Consider the following 14,670-nt stretch of genomic DNA (forward strand, 5'->3'; position numbering starts at 1 on the left):
CTCCGACCGCCACAACCACCTTTTCAGCTTCTGCCGTGGCTCCATCGGCCAGTTCCAGGAGGAATCCCCTCGCGGTCTGCCGGATCGAGGTGACCAGCACTTCTTCCACTTCCAGACCGCGGTTGAGCTGGAACCACTCGCCGTAGTCGACGAAGGTCTCCAGGGAGACCGGAAGACCGTAGTCAGCGTATTCCCGCCCGGTTTCCAAGCAGAAATTGCGCAATGTGTGGGTTTCGTCCGGATCGGACAGGTTCGAAGCGAACCCTTGGGACTTCAAATACATTCCGCGAGGCATGCGCGAACGCCACAAGCTCATCGGGAAGCCGAACTGGCGGTAGCCGACTCCAGCCCTGCGCAAGTGCGCAGCCAGCGACAAGCCGTACGGGCCAGCACCTACGATCGCGACTTCAACGGAATCCATCACTGTCCTCCACTAGTCAGGGTCGGTTTCAGAGGTAGTTCCGCCCTGGCACGAAGTACGGCTTCTCGATCACCGGTCGACGTCGGTTCCCGACGAAAGGACGACTCAGCAAGCGCCAGCCCATCCACCCGCACATCAACAGGAAGGGCAGCAGATCATCCCTGGCATACCAGGCGGTTTCGTTGATGTTGCGCACGGACTTGAACCAGTCCCGCAGCCGCAGGTCCCCGGACCGGAAGTAGCTCAACGCCGCGATCGGGTCGTAGTTCTCCGCGACGAACCGGCGTCCGACGAGCTGTCTTCCCGGGGGGATGTCCTGCCCCGTGGCATCAAGGTAGTACGCGGTGGCCACATCCACATCGGCGGTGGTGCGGAACAACCGGAACTGAGCACCGAGACGGGGATTGAAATCCAGTAGTTTGTAGGTTCCGCTGCGGTCGTCGAACCGCAGATCGAGGTCGACTATCCCGTGGAAGGACATGCTCTTGAGCAGCCCGGTGACCTGCTGGAGCAGCTCGTCGTTCTCCTCGCAGCGGCCCAGGCAGGTCAGTCCCGCACGAGCGGGATACGAGCGCTCTTTCACTCCGGTGAAAGCAGGCTCACAAGTGGACGCAGCGTCGCAGTAACCGTGGAAGAACCAGTCCTTTCCCGAACCTCCTGGAATATGCTCCTGGAGCATCAGCTGACAGCCATCGATCTCCGCACAAGCCGAGTACAGCGCGCGCAGATCGTCCTCACAACGCACTATCGTTGTGCTGCGCAGTGGGCTGCTTCCGACCGACTTCCACGGGGAAGTCAGTTTCCCGACCACTGGGTATCCGTGCTGATCGGCGAATTGCCGAGCCTCGTCCCATCCGGAGACGAGCATCGAATCCGGACAAGGAAAACCCACGCTGCGGCACAGCTGGTACAGCGAATACTTGTCGGAAACCGCACGTGGAAGGTCAGCGTCGATCCGGGGGAACCAGTACCGATCGCGGAGCTGTTCACCGTGTTCGGCCAGGAATATCGCTGCAGCGTCATCGGTCGGCAGCAACACCGCGGGGCGGTCGATGTGGGCGGAAAGCCTGAGAAGCCCCTCGTAGATGATCTCGGGCTCGGCCTCCGCAGGACTCCACATCCACTTCGCGGCGAGATACCTGGAATGAGCAGCTGGCGCGAGTGAGTCCTCGTGCACTCCGTACACTTGAACGCCTTTTCTGCCCAAGCTGCGTATCACTCCGAGACCGCCGTGGTGCATCACGTTCGGGTCGAGTTTGAAAACAACTGCTGGGACGTCGGTGTCGAACATGCGGCGATCCCCTCATGGAACCTTCCGGTGCGGTACCGCATCAAACTGATAAGTTGCGTCTATTACATTCGAACATTCCGATATCCAACTGAAATCGACATCAGGATGTACTGTGTGGACCAAAACCAGGTCCCATTCTCTTCCGGAAGGTTCTTTCTCGCTGAAGAGCTTCACCCCTCCTGGAAGTTCCACTTCTGGTATCAACGGATCGAAGTAACCGGTCTCCACTCCGGCCGCCCGGAGTTCGCTGATGATCGGCAGCGCGGGAGATTCCCGCAAGTCCTGAACACCGGCTTTGTAACTGACCCCGGCGATGATCCCTCTCGCCCCAGTTGGTTCGATACCGGATTCGGTCAACTCTTCGAGCACGCGGTGCGCTATCTGACCAGGTCTGCGGTCGATCGATTCCATCGCTTGCTCGATGAGCGGGGTCGGGACCGCTTCTCGGCGCAGCTGCCACAGCAAGTAGTGCGGATCGCAGGGAATGCAATGTCCCCCCACTCCCGGCCCTGGAAAGCTGCCCAGGAAGCCGTACGGCTTGGTGCCAGCAGCAATGGTCACTTCGATCGGGTCCAAATCGAACGTGCTGCACGCGTCCGCGATCTCATTGGCCAGCGCCAAGTTCACTGCTCGAAAGATGTTCTCGTACAGCTTGGTCAGCTCAGCTGCTTCCGGAGAACTGACCAGGTACACCGAATCGGTGATCCGGTTGATGACCTCCGCCGCCTTCTCCGAGCACGGTCGGGTGACACCGCCGACCACCCTGGGGGTTTCCCGCTGCGTGTGGTCGTAGTTGCCCGGGTCGATGCGTTCCGGGCTGAAGGCGACGAAAACATCGCTCCCCACTCGCAGTCCGCGCTGCTGCAACGGCTCCACCAGCATTTCTCGGGTCGTGCCCACGTACGTCGTGGAAGTCAGGACGATCGTTTGACCGGGTTGAGCGTTCTCCACCACGGTTCGACACGCCGAACGAAGTGCCCTGGTGTCCGGTACCCGATCTTCGTCCACTGGGGTGGGAACCGAAATGATCACCACATCAGCATCAGAGAGCTCAGCTGGATCACAAGTCAACTGCAGCATTCCCGAGCTCAGCACGGTATTGAGCCCTCGGCGCTCCTCAGGAGGCAGATCGACTTCGCCGGCCTTGATGGCGCGCAGCCGCTCTTCGCTGATGTCGAAACCGACCACTCTGGTGTTCGCGGTACTCAGCGCGTACGCGGTGGGCAGACCGACGTAGCCCAACCCGACCACCACTGCGGACAACTTCGGTCTGTGCTCCACCGGTACGGGCTGCAGGACGGTCAGCCGGTCGGCCAGCAGCCGTTCCCTTCCGTTGACCGCCAAGGACAGCCGGTGTTCAGCAGCCACGCTAATCCCCCCAGAACTTCTCTCTCCGGTGCATCGTCTCACCGGCGCGCCTGCGCATTGCCCTGCAAACAGGGGAGGGCGCCTACCCAAAGCTCAGTAGACAGGACCGCTATCGAAGTCGCACTGCGTACCGGATCCGCTTGGCGAAGAGCCGCAGCGCGTTGTCCCGATCACCGACGTAAGTGCGCGGTAGTGCGTGCCGTCCTGACAACGGGGACCGCCAGATGGCGCACCCGTAGTCGTACCCCGCTTCCCGCACCGCGTTGACCGCCTGTTCGTCCAGGGCGCCGTACGGGTAGCAGAACCCGACGATGTTCTGACCGGTCAGGTCTTGCAAGATCGTTTTGCTGTCGTTGATTTCAGCCAGAAGTTGCTTGGTCGACTTCCCGGAAAGCCGTTGGTGCGACAAGCTGTGCGATCCTATTTCGATGCCCTGGGAGACGAGCTGCTGTACCTCGTGCGACGTCAGCAGCTTCTTGCGCGGTCCCTCGAGATCCCACTCGTTGAATCCACCGAGCAAACCAGCGATCACGAACACCGTTGCTGTGCAACCGTGTTTTTTGAGGATCGGCAACGCGTTCCGCAGGAAGTCGGCATACCCGTCGTCGAAGGTGAGTCCGACCAGATTCCGTCCCGCGCCCAGCTTTCTGGCCTGCAGCAGCTCCCTCATGGACACCCCGCGTAAACCGTTCCGGCGCAGCCAGATGAGCTGGCGTTCGAAACGATGCGGGTCTACTGTGATCAAATACGGGTCGTGGATGTGGAAATCGATCGAGTGATACATCCACACGTAGGGAAACGAGCGTTCGACAAGTTTGCCAGTCAGCCTGCCGGTTGTCTGTGTTGTCATGAGCTCGCCGCCCCCCAATCGGCGAAGAGATCCCACGGAGCGCAGGTGCTCGTCCTCAGGATCTGATCTGGCTTGTGCCTCGTACGGTACCCCCTACACGCACTTCGTACGACCGAGCCATAGGTCACGAGAACCACCGGGAAAAAGCACAACCATTCGAAAAAAAGCCCCGCGGCTCCGCACGGAGCCGCGGGGCGGGGGCGGAAACGATCAGATCGTCCAGGTGTCGTTCCCGGTGAGCAACTTCTGCAAGTCGGCCGGCTTGTCCTTCTTCGCCTGGTCGACCTGGTCTCGCAGCAGGTCGTCGTAGGTGGGGCGCTTGGCCGCCCGGAAGATCCCGGTGACCGTGGGGTTCAGGTCCTCACCACCGAGACGGGACAGCGCGAAGGCGTAGGAGGGGTCGTCGCGGTGGATGTCGTGGACCACCACGTCGCTTTCCTCCACTTCGGACAACTTGGCGACCCGGAACCCGCCATCGGGCGCGTTGACCACGCCGTATCGGCAGTCCTGCGGTCCGAAGACGATCGGCTCGCCGTGGCGCAGCGGGATGATGCGGCGCTGCTTCTCGTCGTTGTCCTTCAGGACGTCGAAAGCACCGTCGTTGAAAATGGGGCAGTTCTGGTAGATCTCCACCAGAGCGCTCCCCCGGTGTTCCGCGGCGGCGCGCAGGGTTTCCGTCACGCTGGTCCGGTCGGAGTCGATGACCCGTGCGACGAAGGTCGCTTCCGCACCGAGCGCCAGCGAGACCGGGTTGAACGGCAGGTCGATGGAGCCCATCGGGGTGGACTTCGTGACCTTGCCGACCTCGCTGGTGGGCGAGTACTGCCCCTTCGTCAAACCGTAGATCCGGTTGTTGAAGAGCAGGATCTTCAGGTTGACGTTGCGCCGCAGCGCGTGGATCAGGTGGTTGCCACCGATCGACAGCGCGTCGCCGTCACCGGTCACCACCCACACCGACAGGTCCGGCCGGGATGCGGCCAGCCCGGTGGCGATCGCCGGAGCACGTCCGTGGATGGAGTGCATGCCGTAGGTGTTCATGTAGTACGGGAACCGCGAGGAGCACCCGATTCCCGAGATGAACACGATGTTCTCCCGCTTCAGCCCCAGGGAGGGCAAGAAGCTCTGCACCGCGTTGAGCACGACGTAGTCGCCGCAGCCAGGGCACCACCGGACTTCCTGGTCCGATTTGTAGTCCTTCGCGGTCTGCTTGTCCTCGGTCGTCGGAACTCCGTCCAAGCCACCGAGCAGTGGCATACCCAGGTCCGTGGTCACGCCGACACCCCCTGCACAACATCGGTCAGCACGTTTTCCAGTTCCTCCGCCCGGAACGGAAGTCCGGCGACCTTGGTGTAGGACTGCGCATCCACCAGGTACCGGGACCGCAACAGCATCGCCAGCTGGCCGAGGTTCATCTCCGGCACCACGACCTGGTCGTAGCGGCGCAGCACCTCGCCCAAATTCGCGGGCATCGGATTGAGGTGGCGCAGATGGGCTTGCGCGATCGACAACCCCTTCTTGCGCACCCGGCGGCAGGCGGCTCCGATCGGCCCGTAGGTGGACCCCCAACCGATCACCAGCACTCGCGCGTTCCCGTCCGGGTCGTCGACCTGCACCTCGGGAACCTTGATCCCATCCACCTTGGCCTGGCGCAGTCGCACCATCTTGTCGTGGTTGTCCGGGTCGTAGGAGATGTTGCCCTTCCCATCGGCCTTCTCCAGACCGCCAACCCGGTGTTCGAGCCCCGGGGTGCCGGGCACGGCCCAGTCGCGCGCGAGGGTTTCCGGATCCCGCAAGTACGGCCAGAACTCTCCGGAGCCGTCCGGCGCGTTGGGCTCGGAAGCGAATTCCACTCGCAAATCGGGGAGCTGGTCGACCTCGGGGACGAGCCACGGTTCGGAACCGTTGGCGAGCGAACCGTCGGACAGCAGCAGCACCGGTGTGCGGTAGGTCAACGCGATGCGGGCCGCCTCCAGTGCCGCGTCGAAGCAGTCGGCTGGCGAGCAGGGCGCCACCACTGGAACCGGGGATTCACCGTTGCGCCCGTACAGCGCCTGCAGCAGGTCGGCCTGCTCGGTCTTGGTCGGCAGCCCGGTGGACGGCCCACCGCGCTGGATGTCGCAGATGACCAGCGGCAGCTCCAACGTGACCGCCAGTCCGATGGTCTCGGACTTGAGCGCCAGACCGGGGCCGGACGTGGTGGTGACCCCGAGGGCACCGCCGAAGGAAGCGCCGAGCGCCGCCCCGATGCCCGCGATCTCGTCCTCGGCTTGGAACGTGGTGACGTCGAAGTTCTTGTGCTTGGCCAGTTCGTGCAGCACGTCCGACGCCGGGGTGATGGGATAGCTGCCCAGGAACACGGGCAGTCCGCTGCGCTGGCCGGCCGCCACGATGCCGTAGGCGAGCGCCGTGTTGCCGGTGATCTGCCGGTAAGTGCCCCGGGGCAGCTTCGCCGGCGCCACCTCGTAGGTCACCGCGAACGCCTCGGTCGTTTCGCCGTAGTTCCACCCGGCCCGGAACGCCAGGATGTTGGCTTCGGCGATCTTCGGCTTGTTGGCGAACTTCTCGCGCAGGAAGCGCTCGGTGCCTTCGGTCGGCCGGTGGTACATCCACGACAGCAGCCCGAGGGCGAACATGTTCTTGCACCGCCCGGCGTCCTTCTTGCCGAGCCCGGTCTCCGCCAAGGCGCCCTGGGTGAGGGTCGTCATCGGCACCTTGTGGACCGTGTACTTGTCCAGCTCCCCCGTCTCGAGGGGGTTGTCCTCGTAGCCGACCTTCGTCAGGTTGCGCTTGGTGAATTCATCGGTGTTGACGATGACGATTCCGCCGTCCGGCAGATCACCGATGTTGGCCTTCAGCGCGGCCGGGTTCATCGCAACCAGGACATCCGGGCGGTCACCGGGGGTGAGGATGTCGTAGTCGGCGAAGTGCAGCTGGAAGCTGGACACACCCGGCAGCGTCCCGGCAGGAGCACGGATCTCCGCGGGGAAGTTCGGCAGCGTTGCAAGGTCGTTGCCGAAGGCCGCAGCCTCCGAAGTGAAGCGGTCACCGGTCAGCTGCATGCCGTCACCGGAGTCACCGGCGAAGCGGATGACTACCCGGTTGAGCTTGCGGGTGTCCTGGTCACCAGCCACCGTGCCCGGCCGGTGCCCGTTCGTGGTCCCCAATTTGAGTCGTTCCCTTCACCTGCACGCAACGTTGGTCCCTGTGGCGAACGATACAGGCCTGCCGAGCCCTACCTACCCGCAGTAGGCCCACCTCCAGCAGGTTGCCAAGCTTTCGCCACTGTTCCCACAGAGCACTGGCGATGTCCAGGTGTGCTGGTTCACTCCCCAGGTCGTGCCCTGGCCTCCCGTCACGGCTGGAAATCCTCCGTCCTGACCGGTGAGCGCGGGCTGACAACGGGGAATGCCGAGAAGCACCCGGACCGCCCACCCGGAACACCCCCGAAAACGAGACTAATGTGATCCGAAACACATTGACGAATTTCCCAGGATGCGAGAAGGGGTCTTCGCCGCTCATCAGCCAGGAAATGCGTTCTTCCCACTCCGGTGCTGCGCTGGAAGCAACCACCAGCACTCCTCGGAGGGAACACCGGTGACCGAGCAGGTTGATGCCGTTGTCGTGGGCACGGGCCCCGGTGGCGAGGATATCGCAATCCGCCTGGCTGAAGCCGATCTGAACGTGGTGGCCGTGGAGCGACGCCTGATCGGTGGCGAGTGCCCGTACTACGCCTGCATACCGACGAAGATGATGCTGCGCGCCAGCGAAGTCCTCGCCGAGGGCCGCAAGGTGCCCGACCTCGCCGGGCAAGCCAAGGTCTTCCCCGACTGGCTCCCGGTGGCCGACCGCATCCGGGAAGAAGCCACCACCGGATGGGACGACGAGGCAGCACTGCGCCGGCTGGAGACGGCCGGTGTCCGCCTGGTCCGCGGAACTGGGCGACTGGCTGCCCGGGACCAGGTCACCGTCAGCGGCCCCGATGGGGAGCAGACCTTCCGCGCTCGACGCGCGATCGTGCTCAACCCGGGCACCGAACCGCTGGTGCCACCGATCGAAGGCCTGTCCGGGACCCCCTACTGGACGAACCGGGACGCCGTCACCGCCACCAGAGCCCCCAGGTCCCTGCTGGTCATCGGTGGCGGCCCGGTGGGCCTGGAGTTCGCCCAGGCGTTCGCCCGGTTCAACACCGCGGTCACCGTGGTGGAGAGCCAGCCCCGACCGCTCCCCGCCGGCGAGCCGGAGGCTTCGCAAGCCATCAGCGCCGCGCTGCGGGAAGAGGGGGTCGGACTCCACCTCGGGCGCTCGGTGGCGCGGGTGGAGCACGACGGAACCCACTTCCACGCCCGGTTGGACAACGGCCAGGTGCTGAACGTCGAACGGGTGCTGGTGGCCAGCGGCCGCCGGACCGACCTGGGCGCCCTGCAGGTCGGCGCAGCCGGGTTGGACGAGAACGCCCGCACGATTCCGGTGGACGAACGGATGCGCGCCGCTCCCGGAATCTGGGCGATCGGTGATGTCACCGGGCACGGGGCGTACACCCACGTCTCCGTCTACCAGTCCCGCATCGCGGCTGCCGACATCCTCGGCCGGGAAGCCGAGGTCGCCAGTTACCGGGCGGTGCCCTCCGTGGTCTTCACCCAGCCCGAGGTGGCCTCGGTGGGGCTGACCGAGCAGCAGGCCCGCGAACGCCAGCTCAACGTCCGCACCGCGCTGACCGACATCACGACCGGGGCGCGGGGCTGGATCCACCAGGCCACCCAGGGGATCATCAAACTGGTGGCCGACGCCGATCGGGAAGTCCTCGTCGGGGCGACCGTGGTGTCCCCGGCCGGCGGCGAGGTGCTCAGCATGCTGACGCTGGCGGTGCACGCCGAAATACCGGTGCGCACGTTGCGCGAGATGATCTACGCCTACCCCACTTTCCACCGCTCGGTCGTCACCGCGCTGGCCGCCCTCCACATCTGAGCAGCACCGCACTTCCCACCTCTGTCCACAATGACCACGGAGTATGCTGGCCGGTGCGCTAAGCTCGCAGCACCGATCAGGCAGGCCCAGGGGTGAGGATGACGGCGCAGAGGTCACCGGGGCGCCGGGAGAGTTCTGCTTCCCGCGCCGTCGAAGCCATCCGGCAGATGCTGCGCAGCGGAGAACTGCTGCCCGGCCAGCCCCTGCGCCAAGAGGCGCTGGCCGAACGGCTCGGGATCAGCCGAGTGCCGGTTCGGGAAGCGCTGAAAGCCCTCGAAGCCGAGGGGATCGTGCGCCACCAGCCCAACGCCGGCTACACGGTCGTCCGGCTCTCCGCCGAGGAGCTGCAGCAGGCGTACCTGATGCGCGCCGCGCTGGAAAGCGTGGTGCTGCGGGAACTGCCGCGGCTTCCAGCGGAACAACTGCGAGAACTGACCGAGCTCAACAACCGCATCGACGAAGCCGCTCGGGTTCCCGACATCCTCCGGATCAGCGAGCTCAACCACGAATTCCACTTCAAGATCTTCCGCAGTTCCGGCCTGCACCTGGTCGTCGACGAGATAGAGCGGCTGTGGAAGATGACCGAGGCCTACCGGGCGGTCTACCTCTACGACGCCACTGCCAGGCGGCGGATCGTGCGGGAGCACCGGCAGCTCATCAGCGCGTTGCGACGCGGCCAGCGCGAACGGGCCGTGGAGCTCATGGACGAGCACCGGCAGGCAACTCGCAGTTGCCTCGACACCGTTCTGGGGTTGACTTCCCGTCCCGGTTTTTCCCTTGCCTAGCCGAGCAATTCGCCGCCGCTGACCGGGTTTCGGCCATTCCGGTCAATCTCGGAACTACGGGGCCTACATGACCTGCCTGGACTCGCGGAAGACGCTGAAGCTCGATCCGGCCTCGACGTCGACCAACCGGATCGACCTGATCATCGCCAGGATCTACGACGACAACAACCCCGCGATCGGCTCGCCCTCCGGCGAGCGCAAGTTCACCGTGGAGGTCTGGAAGGGCGACGCCTCCACCGGTACGCCGACCCGCCCGATCCCCACTCCGGCGGCGGGCTGGATTCCGCTGGCGGAAGTGAAGATCTCGGCCGGGGTCGGTGCCATCGCGGCGGCCGACATCACCGACCTGCGCGGCCCCGGCCTCGTCGCCCGCGGTGGCATGCGGAGCCTGTACGGCGCGGACGCGGACCCGTCTTCGGCCGCGTTCAAGGAAGCCGGGGCCTATCCGGGCGACCAGAGATGGGTGCACGCGAACGGCTTCCAGCACCAGGTGTTCTACGGCAAATCCAGCGATCCGCTGCGCGGCGGCTGGCGCGGCGTCCACAACTGCATCGTGGTCAACGCCAACCCGGCCCCCGGCGAACTGCTGTGGACCAAGAGCACCGCCTCGCCCACGGAGATCTGCCGGGTCAAGATCCCGTACCCCGGCACCCCGTTCATGGTGTACGCGACCGGCCGCGCCGTCCTCACTCTGTCCCCGGACGTGAAGGTGGACCTGCGGATCACCATCGACAGCCCGACCGGGACGCCGGTCAACTGGAACACGGTCAGCAGCCTCGGCATCGAGAACGCCCAGGACCAGAAGTGGCGGGACACCTCGCACACCGTGTGCGTGCCGCCGCTGATGTACGGCGCGTTCGACCGCCCCATTGACCTCGTGCTCAGCGGGTGGCTCACCGGGCAGCTCTACACCTCCTACGGCTGGGCGTACCGGGGCAACGACACCGGGGCGAACTTGCTGTCCGCCTGCGTCTACCCGTCCACCGTGGCACCCCCAACCAGCTAAGGAGAAGCCGTGCCGGAGAAGTACTACAACCTGCCCTACAAGGCGTTCTACTACGACGATCCCAGCGAGCAGTACGAGCTGATCGAGTGGATGAAGGCCAACCGGTACTGGGAAGTTTCGGCGCAGCGCGAAGGCGGCGTCCGTTACTACGTCGGCGGCGGCGAGTACAGCACCGTCTACCCCACGGGCGTGTGGCTGGCCTCCGCGCTCGACCAGTACCCGATGACCGACTCGCAGTTCCGATCCCGCTCCGGGTCGTTCCCGAACTGGACCTGACCGCCGCGCCCCGCCCCTGCCCACCTCGGATCGACCGGGAGGTGGTGAGCTGTGGCGGAATGGCGTGTGCTGGTCGCGGAAACCCTGACCGGAAAGATCGTCGCCGACGTCATCCCGTCGCAGCCGCCTTCCTACGAACGTGCCATCAACGAGAAGGGCTCCTGGTCGGTCAGCGCTCTGGTGCATTCCTCGGCCAACTCGTCGGTGGACCTGCACACCTTCACCCAGACCGGCAAGTACTCCTGGGTGATCGCCTACGGCGACCACATCACGCAGGCCGGGCCGGTGTGGAGCTACCAGTTCGACGAAGCCAGCGCGAAGCTCACCGTCACCGGCTCCAGCCTCGGCAGCTTCTTGGACAAGCGGGTGCTGCGGAACCCGAGCGGCCACACAGCGATCGTCGACCCGTCCGAGGATCTGATCTACACCAACCGGACTCTGCGCGGCATCATGCGCGCCCTGGTGCTCGACAACCTCCGGCAGGACGGCTACATGCTGCCGCTGGACCTGCCAGAGACTGAGATCGGGACGGCGAGCCGCACGTACTACGGCTACGACCTGGCCACTGTGTGGAGCCGCATGGACGACCTCGCCAAGGTCATCGACGGCCCGGAGTTCGACCTCCAGCCGTACTTCGTGTCCGGCAGCAACTACGTGCGCTGGCAGATGCTCATCGGCGGCCCGCTGCTGGGCAACCAGGAGACCACGGCCGTGTGGGACTACGGCGGCGCGCTGGGCTCGATCAACATCGACGTCAACGGCGCGGCCTCGCCGACCGCTCGCGTCTGGGTGAAGGGCTCCGGCAGTGACCGGTCATTGTTGACCGGCTTCGCCGAAGACCGCTCGTTGATCGAGCAGGGGTTCCCGCCGATCGACTACGTGGACACCGAGCACACCTCCGTGATCGAGCAGACGACGCTGGAGAGCTACGCCGACGCGGACCTGAAGGCGTTCCGCTGGCCGACCGAGCAGTGGACCTGCTCGGTGCGCATCGACGGTGCACGCGAACAAGCGACCGGCGTGGAGATCTCCCCGGCCCTGGGCAACTGGGCGCTCGGCGACGCGCCCACCTTCTACGTCTCCGGGCACCCGTGGCTGCCCGATGGCGGCTACCGGCGACGCATCACCGGCTACGCCGACGACGGCCCCGAGCACGTCTCGCTGACGCTCGCCGAGACGAGCCTGACGCAGTAGGAGGCCGCGATGCTCCACCCGCCCGGTCACGGCGGGCTCGTCGACAGACTGGAAACCCTGGAACGTCGCCTCGCCGAGCTGTCCCGCAGCAGCTCCACCGGAGCGGTCTGCCAGATCCGACTGGCCAGCGATACCGCCATCGCGCCCGCCACGGATACCGTTCTCACCGCTTGGCCCCAGACGGCCGAGGTCGACACCGCCGGCATGTGGCGCCACGTGGCCAACGGCCAGAGCTACATCCAGCTCCCGCACGCCGGACGGTGGTGGGTGCACTTCCACAGCCAGTGGGCAGCGGCCCCGGCTGGCTACGACTCCAACAACCGATTCGTCCCGAACGCAGTGGCAGGCAAGGTGCTCTGCAACGGCACCAGCACCGCCAACAGCGTCGGCTCCGCCTCGGTGATGTTCAACAGCTACGCGCCCGGAGCCTCGCCCGGCGAAGGCACCACGCTCGATGTCTTCGTGGACGATCGCGTGTTCGCCGCTGGCGACCGGCTCTACTTCGGCGTCTGGACCCGCTACAGCACCTCCGTGCTCGCTTCCATCAACGGCGTCCGCACCCACGTGGTGGTGCGCTATCTCGGCCCCCGATAGGTGGTGACGCCGATGGTGCCCAGCAGCCTCGCCCAGTTCGTCGTGGTTCTGGTCTGCGTCGTCTGGGCAGCGAACTTCGCGGCCCCGTTCGTCGTCACGGGATACCAGACCGACCCGCAACTCAACCTCGTGTTCATGAGCATCGTCGGCGGAGCCCTGGCGTTGACGCGCAAGCGCAACGGCGGAGGTGACCAGGAATGACCGCCTATCTGCTCCATTCGCTGGCCTGGTCGGCCGCAGGGTTCGTCCTCGGGTGGTTCCTCGGACGCCTCGGCCGCGAAGTCGCCACCATCGGGGAGACCGTCATGCCCGCGCACGCACGCCGCAGCCCTCGACGAATCCGCCTGCACACCGAACATCTCATCGGCCTGGTGGTCGTTCTGCTCGCCGCCTGCACCATCGCCGCGTCCGTGGTCGTCAACGCCCGGCTGGAGAAGGCGACGGACTGCCAGGCCGCGTTCAACGCCGCCTACAGCGATGCACTGGCCGAGCGCACCGAGGCCGCCAACAACGAGCGCGCCGCCCAGCGCGAGCTTCTGCAGGCCATCGTGCACGGACAGGCCAGCGACGCCGAGCAGCGGCGTGCGGTCGCCCGCGACGCGATGACGCGCTACCTGGAACGGCTCCGCCAGGTCGACCAGCAACGCGCATCCAACCCGCTGCCCGAAACCAACTGCGCGAGGTGACCCGATGGCATGGCGCGTTGCTCGCTCCCTCGATGTCCTCCTACATCAGATCAACGAGCGATTCCCTAACCGCAGCAAGGCATCCGATGGCTCGATCGGGGACGCCGCGCATGCGTCGCGAGCCAGCGATCACAACCCCTGGTACGGCCCCGGCATCGTCACCGCGAGGGACTACACGCACGACCCGGCTCACGGTGTGGACATCGCCCGGCTCTCCGACGAACTGGCCGCATCCCGTGATCCGCGGATCAAGTACGTCATCTGCAACCGGCTGATCCTCGACAGCAGGCCAGGCAACAACCCTTGGCGATGGATGCCCTACCACGGCTCCAACCCCCACACGAAGCACCTGCATCTGTCCGTGATGGACAGCCCGCTCTGCGACGACACACGCCCCTGGAACCTGCCGATGCTCGGTGGGGCACCACAGCAGGAAGGACGGCCCGACGTGGAACTCAACACCACCTTCACCACCGCGTGGGGAAAGCCGCTCGCCTACGGCGACTACCTGAAGTTCAGCGACCAGCGTCTGGTGAACATCGAACAGACCGTGGCCGCCATCGCCAACGAGGTCTTCGGCCCGCGAGGCGAGAAGGGCGAGATCCAGGGCTGGCACACCGTCAACGGGCCTCGCACGATCGTGGCGATGCTCGTCGATCTGGTGAACGCGGCCTACGCGCCGATCCAGTCCGCGGTGCAGGACTCCGAGGTCGAGTTCAGCCCCCGGCAGGCGCTCGCCAACGTCGATGGCTACGGCTTCGGCAACGCACAGAAGCTCAACGGGCTCCTGGCCGCGTTCAACGAACTCGCCGACGCCTACGCCAGCGAACGGGACACCGACGCCGAGAGCATCAAGGCCGCCGTGCGCGAAGCCCTCCAGGAAGGCGTCGTCACCGTGGACATCAACGTCACCGACCGTGCGCCGGACAACGAGGTCGCCGCCCAGCGCGCCCAGCTCGAACAGCAGGTGCGCGGTGGGTGAGCACAGCAGCCCGGCCGAGCCGATGCTGAGCCGGTTTGAGCCGGCGGCCGTGGCCGAAGGCGCTCGGGTCGTTCTCGGCACGCTCGTCGCCCTCGGCTGGATCTCCCTGGACGACGCCACGACCAACGCGATCATCACGGCCGTGGCAGCGCTGGCCTCCGTCGCGCTGACCGTCTGGACCCGACGCCGCGTCACCCCGGTAGCGAAGCTGGACGACCAGGCTTCCTAGACCCCGCAAGGGGATGCCCGGCA

General features: G+C 65.7%; 16 protein-coding genes. 10 read left to right on the forward strand and 6 right to left on the reverse strand.

What is annotated here, in order from left to right; translation table 11 throughout:
• The 6 genes from SREC43747_RS19870 to SREC43747_RS0114135 all read right to left on the reverse strand — a co-directional run.
• A partial coding sequence (locus tag SREC43747_RS19870; RefSeq protein ID WP_029721926.1) for an FAD-dependent monooxygenase occupies positions 1-421 on the reverse strand: 421 nt, incomplete at its 3' end.
• Positions 422-449: 28 nt separating this feature from the next.
• The gene (locus SREC43747_RS21970) at positions 450-1,004 is read right to left on the reverse strand and encodes a hypothetical protein (RefSeq protein WP_236623199.1); all 555 of its coding nucleotides are present in this window, start codon (positions 1,002-1,004) and stop codon (positions 450-452) included.
• Between the two features lie 720 nt (positions 1,005-1,724).
• On the reverse strand, positions 1,725-3,080 hold the full coding sequence (locus SREC43747_RS0114120) for a nucleotide sugar dehydrogenase (protein ID WP_201768705.1): 1,356 nt from the start codon (positions 3,078-3,080) through the stop codon (positions 1,725-1,727).
• Positions 3,081-3,189: 109 nt separating this feature from the next.
• Entirely contained in the window at positions 3,190-3,864 is a 675-nt protein-coding gene (locus SREC43747_RS0114125; protein ID WP_037342850.1) for a polysaccharide deacetylase family protein, read from the reverse strand.
• 276 nt (positions 3,865-4,140) lie between these two features.
• Entirely contained in the window at positions 4,141-5,184 is a 1,044-nt protein-coding gene (locus SREC43747_RS0114130; protein ID WP_029721931.1) for a 2-oxoacid:ferredoxin oxidoreductase subunit beta, read from the reverse strand.
• Positions 5,185-5,198: 14 nt separating this feature from the next.
• Entirely contained in the window at positions 5,199-7,094 is a 1,896-nt protein-coding gene (locus SREC43747_RS0114135) for a 2-oxoacid:acceptor oxidoreductase subunit alpha (protein WP_029721932.1), read from the reverse strand.
• 430 nt (positions 7,095-7,524) lie between these two features.
• Here SREC43747_RS0114135 and SREC43747_RS0114140 point away from each other — a divergent pair, with 430 nt between their 5' ends.
• The 10 genes from SREC43747_RS0114140 (at position 7,525) to SREC43747_RS0114185 (ending at position 14,647) form a co-directional block, all read left to right on the forward strand.
• On the forward strand, positions 7,525-8,895 hold the full coding sequence (locus SREC43747_RS0114140; protein ID WP_029721933.1) for a dihydrolipoyl dehydrogenase family protein: 1,371 nt from the start codon (positions 7,525-7,527) through the stop codon (positions 8,893-8,895).
• Positions 8,896-8,993: 98 nt separating this feature from the next.
• Positions 8,994-9,680 (forward strand): GntR family transcriptional regulator, encoded by a 687-nt coding sequence (locus SREC43747_RS0114145; RefSeq protein ID WP_037332053.1) that lies wholly within the window; start codon positions 8,994-8,996, stop codon positions 9,678-9,680.
• Between the two features lie 67 nt (positions 9,681-9,747).
• Positions 9,748-10,686 carry a hypothetical protein gene (locus SREC43747_RS0114150; protein ID WP_029721935.1) on the forward strand — a complete coding sequence of 313 codons (939 nt, stop codon included), beginning with the start codon at positions 9,748-9,750 and terminating at the stop codon, positions 10,684-10,686.
• Between the two features lie 9 nt (positions 10,687-10,695).
• Positions 10,696-10,962 carry a hypothetical protein gene (locus tag SREC43747_RS0114155; RefSeq protein WP_029721936.1) on the forward strand — a complete coding sequence of 89 codons (267 nt, stop codon included), beginning with the start codon at positions 10,696-10,698 and terminating at the stop codon, positions 10,960-10,962.
• 51 nt (positions 10,963-11,013) lie between these two features.
• Complete coding sequence (locus tag SREC43747_RS0114160; RefSeq protein ID WP_029721937.1) at positions 11,014-12,156, forward strand: hypothetical protein; 1,143 nt, start codon at positions 11,014-11,016, stop codon at positions 12,154-12,156.
• A gap of 9 nt (positions 12,157-12,165) precedes the next feature.
• Positions 12,166-12,750: a hypothetical protein gene (locus SREC43747_RS0114165; protein WP_029721938.1), complete on the forward strand. Its 585-nt coding sequence runs from the start codon at positions 12,166-12,168 to the stop codon at positions 12,748-12,750.
• 12 nt (positions 12,751-12,762) lie between these two features.
• Positions 12,763-12,951 (forward strand): hypothetical protein, encoded by a 189-nt coding sequence (locus SREC43747_RS0114170; RefSeq protein ID WP_152528423.1) that lies wholly within the window; start codon positions 12,763-12,765, stop codon positions 12,949-12,951.
• On the forward strand, positions 12,948-13,436 hold the full coding sequence (locus SREC43747_RS0114175) for a hypothetical protein (RefSeq protein ID WP_029721942.1): 489 nt from the start codon (positions 12,948-12,950) through the stop codon (positions 13,434-13,436). The genes SREC43747_RS0114170 and SREC43747_RS0114175 overlap by 4 nt, the downstream gene beginning before the upstream one ends.
• A gap of 4 nt (positions 13,437-13,440) precedes the next feature.
• The gene (locus SREC43747_RS21975) at positions 13,441-14,418 is read left to right on the forward strand and encodes a hypothetical protein (RefSeq protein ID WP_236623200.1); all 978 of its coding nucleotides are present in this window, start codon (positions 13,441-13,443) and stop codon (positions 14,416-14,418) included.
• Positions 14,411-14,647: a Pam3-gp28 family putative phage holin gene (locus tag SREC43747_RS0114185; RefSeq protein ID WP_029721945.1), complete on the forward strand. Its 237-nt coding sequence runs from the start codon at positions 14,411-14,413 to the stop codon at positions 14,645-14,647. Before SREC43747_RS21975 ends, SREC43747_RS0114185 begins: the two co-directional genes overlap by 8 nt.
• Positions 14,648-14,670: the final 23 nt, after the last annotated feature.

This window comes from Saccharopolyspora rectivirgula DSM 43747 (assembly GCF_000497205.1).
Classification (GTDB): Bacteria; Actinomycetota; Actinomycetes; order Mycobacteriales; family Pseudonocardiaceae; genus Saccharopolyspora; species Saccharopolyspora rectivirgula.

Coding starts and splice junctions, on each gene's coding strand:
- SREC43747_RS0114165 (WP_029721938.1), top strand. CDS start 12,166: ATGCTCCACCCGCCCGGTCACGGCGGGCTCGTCGACAGACTGGAAACC.
- SREC43747_RS0114175 (WP_029721942.1), top strand. CDS start 12,948: ATGACCGCCTATCTGCTCCATTCGCTGGCCTGGTCGGCCGCAGGGTTC.
- SREC43747_RS0114130 (WP_029721931.1), bottom strand. CDS start 5,184: ATGCCACTGCTCGGTGGCTTGGACGGAGTTCCGACGACCGAGGACAAG.
- SREC43747_RS0114145 (WP_037332053.1), top strand. CDS start 8,994: ATGACGGCGCAGAGGTCACCGGGGCGCCGGGAGAGTTCTGCTTCCCGC.
- SREC43747_RS0114125 (WP_037342850.1), bottom strand. CDS start 3,864: ATGTATCACTCGATCGATTTCCACATCCACGACCCGTATTTGATCACA.
- SREC43747_RS0114170 (WP_152528423.1), top strand. CDS start 12,763: ATGGTGCCCAGCAGCCTCGCCCAGTTCGTCGTGGTTCTGGTCTGCGTC.
- SREC43747_RS21975 (WP_236623200.1), top strand. CDS start 13,441: ATGGCATGGCGCGTTGCTCGCTCCCTCGATGTCCTCCTACATCAGATC.
- SREC43747_RS0114150 (WP_029721935.1), top strand. CDS start 9,748: ATGACCTGCCTGGACTCGCGGAAGACGCTGAAGCTCGATCCGGCCTCG.